We start from the raw sequence: 7,540 nt of genomic DNA on the forward strand, positions 1-7,540 counted from the left end.
GAACTGTTTGGTGGAGTGGTAAAGGTCGGTAAGCATACGTTGCTGACTTTCAGGAATAGCGAGCTTGTCTAGGACTTTGGGTGCAACGTGGGTACGCATGTGATGTGCCCGACCTTGGGTGCTGTCGATAAGTGCTTTTTCATTATCAATTAAGCCTTTGGTGGTGTATTGCCCTTTCTCTGCCAGAGGGATAAGCGTCCCTTCTTTTATCCATTGGTCTGCCACCGCTTTTAGGTCAATGGCATTGGCTTGAATACCGCCTTTGGTAAATTCTGAGGCTGCCCGTTCAATGACTTTTTCCAGTTGCAGGGCAGTGCGGTGTTGACCAAGGTGCTCGATGGCACGCTCAAAGGCGTCTTGGGCGATGTGCTCGTGATGATGGGGCTGCTTGGCGATTTGCAGTGCATGTTGCACTAAGGTTTCGGGGTTAAATCCGGTGGCTTTCGTCTGCTGTTGCCATTTGGCATTGAGGGCGGAGTCACTTTCATAGGTTTTGGGTTTTCGAGTGTCGAGGTTTGCTACGTCTTTCGCAGCGCGGGAAGCAACACCGAAGTCTAAGGCTTGTTGGTTGATTTGCTGCGTTCGAGTAGAGAAGGTGTCGATGAGCACTTGAGGCACACCCTCTACATCAAATTGCCCGTTGCCGACGCCTCGCGTTGTATAGCCTAATTCTTGCGCCTCTTTAGCCAATTGACTCTGGTATAAGATGCCGTAGTATTTTTGGAAGTTGTAGATGCGTTCCCCAGTACCATTAATTACCCCGCCTTTTTGTTTGATGCTGGAACCCAGTGTGCGCAAGACGCCTTCTTGGTCGCGAGTCATATTAGCGGCAAGAGAGTGGGAGTGGATTTGTGGATCGTTTTCACGGCTGGTCTTATGGAGAATAACCGCAAAGGCCATGTTTTCGGTGTTGGAGAACTCACGTACGCCGTCTTTGTTAATCGATACGTTTTGCGCTGCGTCTTTTTCTAATTGAGATAGCGCAAATTTAACCGCATTGGTATGTGCGTCAATAAGGCGAGTATCGCCTCCAACAAGTGCCAGTGTGCTTAATCTTTTTGGTGCTGAAAAAGTTAAATCAAAACCTGATTTATGGTCATCACGCTTCCCTTTGATAGTCTCGTCACCGAGGTGCCCAGATAAGACGGATTCTAGTGTTTTTTGGTCAACAGGCTTACCAAGCAATCCTGCTTCTTCGGCGAGTTTGCCGTGCCATAAGCTGTTTGGCTCAGCGCTCTTTTCTTTAAGGTAGTAGTTGTCGTTGTTGTCTTGCTCAAGAGATAGGGTGGACTGGTTTAAGTCTTGCTCTTCTTTTAGGTAATACCCCGCTGCGCCCGCAGCAGATTTTAGGGGGCTGATGGAAAGCATGAGTTTGTCCTTATGCAGTTTGAGTGGTGAAGTGTTAATCGAGCGGATTGAGAGCCAGTTTCACTAGATGGTGAGGATGCGCATGGGTTCCTTAGGTGGAAGTTTGGGGTATATTGAGGTAAGTGTTCTACGCATCAGTATTAGGAGTCACGCAATGTTTAGTTTTCTCAAGCGAAAACCAGAAAACCCATTAAAGTTTTATAATGAAATCCCTTTGGTCGAAAATGGTGTTGCCAAACCGGGGAAGCTGTTTGTTATTGAACAACAGTTGATGAAGGAATTTATTGTTAGAGCGTTAGATGATAATAAAGTTAGGCGTGGCGGTGTCATCAATACATTTGAAGGACCTTATGCTGATGAAACCGATTTTCGCATCCAAGTGGACTTTGAACGTGCTTTTGACTTATTGACAAAGCAAAAAGAAATGAGAAGTTGCAATCCATTTTTTCTGCCTGAAAAACCTTCTTTTCAGCTTGGGGCTGTTGATATTGTTACATTCCCTTTTCATCATGCTTTGGTTTCTAACATCGATATAGCAGGTAACACATCTGAAATTCTGTGGAGAATAAATAATAATTTGGTAAATCAGTTTTTACCTCATAACTATCGCAATTTAGGGGCTCTATCTGTTTTTCATTTTAATGAGGAGCCAATAGATGACGCCCCTATTCACAATATCTTCTTGTTTGAGGAAAAGGTGACCGACGAGTTTAATCGTAAATATAAGACTATTGTAAATTCATCATTGCTCCCGATTTATGTTGATGTGGACAGTTCTGTTATGGATGACAGATATGTTTATCAAGAGAGAAGAAAAGAGGATGGTCCTCCTTTTAATCTAGAGTTGATAACAAAGGCTCTTTTTTCATAGTTGTAAATGTTTCGTTATTGAACCATAAATTCAAGGGTTATATTTCTATTGAATAGCAAAACGCGCGGAGTCTAATTGTCCTTGACGCACCAATTCACACCTTCTTCAAATTGGAGCGTATCAGTACGTGTTGATAGTGATAACAGAGATTTGAGTTTGTCTTTGATTGACATGGTGATGCTCCTTATACAACGTAAATTACCGCTAGCAGAAAAACTGAGCGGTAGTCAGGACGAGAGGCGGAGTTTAAAAGCCTTGCAATGGCAAGGCTTGTGGTGGTCTAGTGATTAGCGGTTATCGTAAGGCTCTAGGGTGTAGCCTCTATGGTGCGTGCGTTGGATTAACCTTTTAGCGTCTCTATAAGTCAGCACGAGATGTCGCCAGTCGTTGCCGTCGAGCATATCAAGAACAAAGAGTGGTTCAGGTTGTTTTTCAGGTGGTGTGTTTTGGTGAGTGTTCGGTTTTTTTACTCGTGCGCTATGTTGGCGCTTGTGTTGGGCTCTTGGTTTCATAATCACTTTCCATTGTTGGGGAAACAACGTAAGGCAAGAAAGAAAAGCGGCATAGATTAGTATGCCGCTAGCTAAATAAATTGAAAAATGGGAGCTTTTCAAGATTAAGCTTGAAATTACACTGGAAGTAATGTGAGTAATGTGAGTAATGTCGTTTGAGTTATAGGAAGCCCATAACTCACATGCAGATAATAATGATTCTCATTTGTGTATCAAGGCTATTATTTATACCAGAGTTTATTAAAAGCGCGCTCCTCTAAAATATCTTCAATTCGGCGCCTTATTTCGGTTCCCTTTTTTCTCGCTCAACGTGGCTGCGTGTAGAGTGTTTTGGTAAACAAAACGGCTCTTTCACGGGCTTATTATCTTTCATTATTCAGATATCCCCTCCAGAGTGTTTTTTAAGTTCCTCAAAACGTAATGACTATTCATTCCACCATTTCTCCCGAGTCCATTTCGATATCTTGAGATATCGCCGACTCTTCAAGCTCTTGCTGCGCTCGCTCTTGATGGTCACTGTCTGATTTGAGCTTTTCGGCCTCCTTGCTGGCTAACGCTTTGACTGTCTCACTTCGTTGTGCTTGTTGGATTTGGTCGGTTTCCAGCTTCATCTCTTCCGGCGTTTCAAATTGCTTGGCTTGGATTTCTGTGAGTGCGTTACGCTCTTCTTCATTGAGGAGCATACCCGGGGCGACACACTCAAAGTAAATCGCTTTTTGATACGCTTTGGTCATGGCGGGCGATGGGGTGTAATCACGTTTTATAAAGGCCGGTGTCACATCTCGCATCTTATCAAAGTGCAAATCCAGTTGAGTGATAAAGCTGCTTCCTGGTACGCGAAGGTAACATTGCAAATCATCCATGGCTTGGATTTCACTGCTAGAGATAACCGGTCGTGTCACCGTCTGGTGGCCAATCGATACCCCATCACGCAGTGCATTTGCACCGTAAGAAATGTTCTCTCTTGAGACGTCCACCTCTTGCTCACCCAAATCTTTGGATGAGATTTGCGCCATCTGCGCTGATGGGGCGCGAAAGTAAAAGCGAGAGTTGAGTAAATCAAAAATAACGTCCGCGGTATTTTTTCCGTAGGTTTTCACGAGCTGCGCATAAGACTGGAGACCAATCACATAACAGCCCCCAAACTTACGCACTTCGGCAATGATGGTGTCAAGCTCAGGCAGTTTATGCAGACTTGGCATTTCATCCATAATCACCCAGATGCGGCGGTCTTCATCGGCTTTGAGTCCCAAAATAGCGTTAGAGGCAATGGCAAGCCAAGTTGAAATTAAAGGACGCAGTGAAGCGTGTTGCTGCGCGTTACTCGATAAGAACAAAAAGCCTTTTTGTTTATCATCTTGTACCCAATCGGTGATGGAAAACGGTTTGCGTTTGGGCTCTCCTTTCGCGTCTTTATCATCCAAGCCATCTAAAAAGCGTAGGCTCTTAATGTAGGTGGCGAGCACCGACTTAATGGAGATGGCCGTCTTTTTGATGTCTTTAGAGACCAGGGAAGCAGACTCTGTGCCTTGCAGGAAATTACCCAGGGTTTCAAGTTCAGACGTGAGTATCAGGCTAAGCAGCCTTGCGGTCGAGCAGGGCTTGTCATCTTGGCTCATGCGATACGCCGCACTTGAAAAGATAGTCCGGGCGGAATCAACCCAGAATGGGTCACCTTCGCCATGCTGCGGGATAAGGGCGCTGGCGATATTTTCAAAGTCAGGGGCTTCTTTTGCATCGCACCAGACATCCCAATTGGCGCAGCGTTCATCGAAGGGGTTGAGTAAGGTATCTTGGCTAGGGTCAAAGAACTTACTGGTAAAGGTGCAGCCTTTATCATAAATAATGGCTTTATCCCCACGTTTACGTATCCAGCGCAGGAGTTTACGAAGCATGACGGATTTACCTGCCCCTGTGGTGCCGTCGATGAGCATATGCTGAACTTCAAACTCACGCTTAAACAAGGCCAGCCCATCCACTTTGAAATCAGAAATCCGTCCGTTGCCTACACCCTGTCTTTTGAGTTTCTTTGCCCGTTTTTTCAAATCATTTGTGAGCACTTTGGGTTCGGCGTATTGAAAGCCTCGAACGTGGAAATCTTCACTTTGCTTTTCGCCTTGTCGTTTAAAGAAACTCATGGCGAGCATCAAAATAGCGAAGGCAATACCGATGGCAATTAAGAAGTTGATTTGTATTTGGTGTATCACGTTATCGTAGAGGTCGATGAGTTGGGTGTTTTCCAGTTGGGAGGCGAGCGTACCAACGTAGCGTTTCCCGCTCCAGAACGTCGTGACTTCGCTGTTAAGATTGTGCCCAAAGCTGGCATAGATATGATTGCGCCAGTAGTAGAACACAGACCAAAAGGCGTTATCGGGCGCGCGTAGCCAGGTAAGAACGCCAGTGAGCGCTATCACCGACCAAATGGCGGCGTAGACTAAGGTATTGTTGACTTGAAAGAACATCCGAATGGAGTGAAAAGTAATTTGTCCGCCACGGGTAAAGTGGTTGCCGGACGCGCGTTTAGGTCTAGGCATCGTGGTTCCTTGAGAGTGAAATGCAGTGCTTTTTTAGGTAATTACCTGCGTATGCAGATGAGCTGGCCAACAATTGAACGGTTGTTGGCTAATGGTATTGCGGTGTAGGGCTCTGATATGAAAAAAATTTACGCATGCCGAAGGTAAGTCACGGATGTTCACCTCTCCGACGGGGTGGGGGGCTAGAGCCCCGACATGCTGGCAAAACTTGGGTGGTTTATTTCCTTGCGCTGATAATCCTCACGGTCTCGAACGTGGTCAGCGTTATGCTCGAAACCTTCAAAGCAATCCTGATTACTCTTTTTAAGAAGAAAAGCGAAATTGGTCTCTGTGTAATAGAGATGGTGAGCTTTATGTTGATGATGGGCATCACCGGACAGGGATTGGTCGAGTGTTTTTAGAAACGAATGGCTTTGAGCTTATGATTAAAAATGTCCTCGTTGCTTATTGCGCTGGACAGTTATCCATCGTATTCGTATTTTCCCGCGTCGGCTGATTTCAAGGCGATTTCATGGTAAATTTGTCAGAATGATAACGTTCCTTAATGACCTTCAACTTCTATGAATGACCAACTAACCCCAATCAACAAAGACCATTTAAAAAAACTTATCCGAGCAGAACTGGAACCGACATGGTTTGATAAACAATCAGTTAGCCCTGATATGTCTTGGGTGACTCCTGCTGTGTTTGAAATATTGTTTACTGAGTTGATAACTCATACGCGCGGTAATCAGTCTAAGGCTGCTAGGGTTTTAGGGATTAACAGAGGTAATTTCACCAAAAAGTTAAATCAGATCACAACTCGTGAATTAGGATAGGATGAGAGCTTATAAGTAGGTATCCGCCTATTGGTACCCTAACGAGGGTGCAGAGATTAACCAACCCCCATGACCTCTCAAGAAATCAATGGCAGTTGCTCTAATTTTCGCTTCAAGGAGCACTGGCGGTAATCTACTCCAATTGCAAAGTAACCATCATTGGGTTCTTTTAGAAGTCAACGAATATACCCGCCTCTTAGTGTCGCGATAAGTTTTATAATTGGCGCTTTTTACTTCAATTTGAAAACAATTATCGGCATTTTTAGGTGATTTCGATCTATTTGGTACCATGAGCATAAACTCAACCGACGAAGGTTTTAGACAGGTTACGCCCCAACTTTGTGGATAACTGCTTTAATTTGTTATAAAAAAATAATGTTAGGTTGGAATTTAACGAAGCAAGCAAAACGGAAGGCCAAATTAACCATGGAAAAGATAATTCACTACGATATTCTCAAGGTTAAAGTTAGAAGCGATAAAGAAAGCACTCGACTGACCAGCCAATGGGATCAGGTTCTACAAATCTGTCGTGACAAACCACTCGGAGAGATCGCGAGAGCAAGATTAGCGTTTAACCTTGTCGATTACATCACAAGTGAAGATCTACCTTTTCGCTTATTCATCACACGCGCACCACAAGCTATGGCCACCATAGGCGAGGAAACACGAGTGTATAAAGAGCATCGAGTTATTAATGGTAAACAAAGCGGAATGATTTACGCCAAAAGCGAACAAATGTTACCAAGAGAAATCCACTATACGAATGAGTTTGTGGCAACCCGCTACGTTGCTGGGACAAAAACACCACTCTCTGCCACCTCCCTCGTTGATTGCCTCAAGGCTGGAGATGTCATAACACCACTCGATGGCATCTTGTTTTTAGGCTGTAAACGAATCGCCAGTGATATAGCACGTCTTAAAAAAATCGAACCCACCATGAACATCGAAATGAAACGTATCGAAGTATCAGACAACTTCACAGGCACAACAAGAAAGATGGCAAGTTACGAATGAATAACGAGGCGTAAACGATTGCCGCATGCTTTAACATGACAGATATAACTGAAACTAATCTTTGGACAAAAGTGAGTTTAGAATGATCAAACTCATAATCTGCCGAAGTCATATTAAGCAAGGCGATGTACGCAAGTAATAAATGGTAATGGAAACGCGCCACTATAAGACTGGTGGTGCGTTGTTGTTAACGTGTGGGAATGTAGATCGCTTTGTGTATTCGATTCACGAACGATCACTTGTGTCTCATTCTATCTGTATGTTAATTCCGCCCAACGCCCGAAGGGAAAGCTAGACCCTACGTCTTGCAATTTCTCTACACTAATGAAATTTGAAGGCTGATCAGTATTAAAAAAGTCATAAGTCCAACGATAATCAAAACCCAATTTCGCTACCTCATGGCGATCTGACGCGATGTATATT

The 7,540-nt window shown here is 44.2% G+C and carries 6 protein-coding genes; 3 read left to right on the forward strand and 3 right to left on the reverse strand.

Annotated elements, in window-relative coordinates; genetic code table 11:
• On the reverse strand, positions 1 to 1,368 hold a 1,368-nt coding region (gene mobF, locus AACT19_RS22810; RefSeq protein WP_131825233.1), incomplete at its 3' end, for a MobF family relaxase.
• Positions 1,369 to 1,522: 154 nt separating this feature from the next.
• Between mobF and AACT19_RS22815 the strand changes: the two genes are divergently transcribed.
• On the forward strand, positions 1,523 to 2,239 hold the full coding sequence (locus tag AACT19_RS22815) for a hypothetical protein (RefSeq protein ID WP_054542700.1): 717 nt from the start codon (positions 1,523 to 1,525) through the stop codon (positions 2,237 to 2,239).
• A 287-nt stretch (positions 2,240 to 2,526) separates the two neighbouring features.
• Here the strand turns inward: AACT19_RS22815 and AACT19_RS22820 are convergent, their stop codons facing one another.
• Entirely contained in the window at positions 2,527 to 2,751 is a 225-nt protein-coding gene (locus AACT19_RS22820; protein WP_054542699.1) for a hypothetical protein, read from the reverse strand.
• A 428-nt stretch (positions 2,752 to 3,179) separates the two neighbouring features.
• On the reverse strand, positions 3,180 to 5,285 hold the full coding sequence (gene traD, locus AACT19_RS22825) for a type IV conjugative transfer system coupling protein TraD (RefSeq protein WP_076648936.1): 2,106 nt from the start codon (positions 5,283 to 5,285) through the stop codon (positions 3,180 to 3,182).
• Positions 5,286 to 5,845: 560 nt separating this feature from the next.
• Here traD and AACT19_RS22830 point away from each other — a divergent pair.
• Both AACT19_RS22830 and AACT19_RS22835 read left to right on the forward strand, forming a co-directional pair.
• A complete protein-coding gene (locus AACT19_RS22830; protein WP_076648938.1) occupies positions 5,846 to 6,103 on the forward strand; it encodes a helix-turn-helix domain-containing protein in 258 nt (85 codons plus the stop codon).
• A 426-nt stretch (positions 6,104 to 6,529) separates the two neighbouring features.
• A complete protein-coding gene (locus tag AACT19_RS22835) occupies positions 6,530 to 7,117 on the forward strand; it encodes a hypothetical protein (protein WP_229648121.1) in 588 nt (195 codons plus the stop codon).
• Positions 7,118 to 7,540: the final 423 nt, after the last annotated feature.

The sequence above is a fragment of the Vibrio sp. 10N.222.47.A9 genome (assembly GCF_963872585.1).
Classification (GTDB): domain Bacteria; phylum Pseudomonadota; class Gammaproteobacteria; order Enterobacterales; family Vibrionaceae; genus Vibrio; species Vibrio splendidus.

Excerpts from the sequence above, each read along its gene's own strand:
- AACT19_RS22815 (WP_054542700.1), top strand. The coding sequence starts at position 1,523 with ATGTTTAGTTTTCTCAAGCGAAAACCAGAAAACCCATTAAAGTTTTAT.
- AACT19_RS22820 (WP_054542699.1), bottom strand. The coding sequence starts at position 2,751 with ATGAAACCAAGAGCCCAACACAAGCGCCAACATAGCGCACGAGTAAAA.
- traD (WP_076648936.1), bottom strand. The coding sequence starts at position 5,285 with ATGCCTAGACCTAAACGCGCGTCCGGCAACCACTTTACCCGTGGCGGA.
- AACT19_RS22830 (WP_076648938.1), top strand. The coding sequence starts at position 5,846 with ATGAATGACCAACTAACCCCAATCAACAAAGACCATTTAAAAAAACTT.
- AACT19_RS22835 (WP_229648121.1), top strand. The coding sequence starts at position 6,530 with ATGGAAAAGATAATTCACTACGATATTCTCAAGGTTAAAGTTAGAAGC.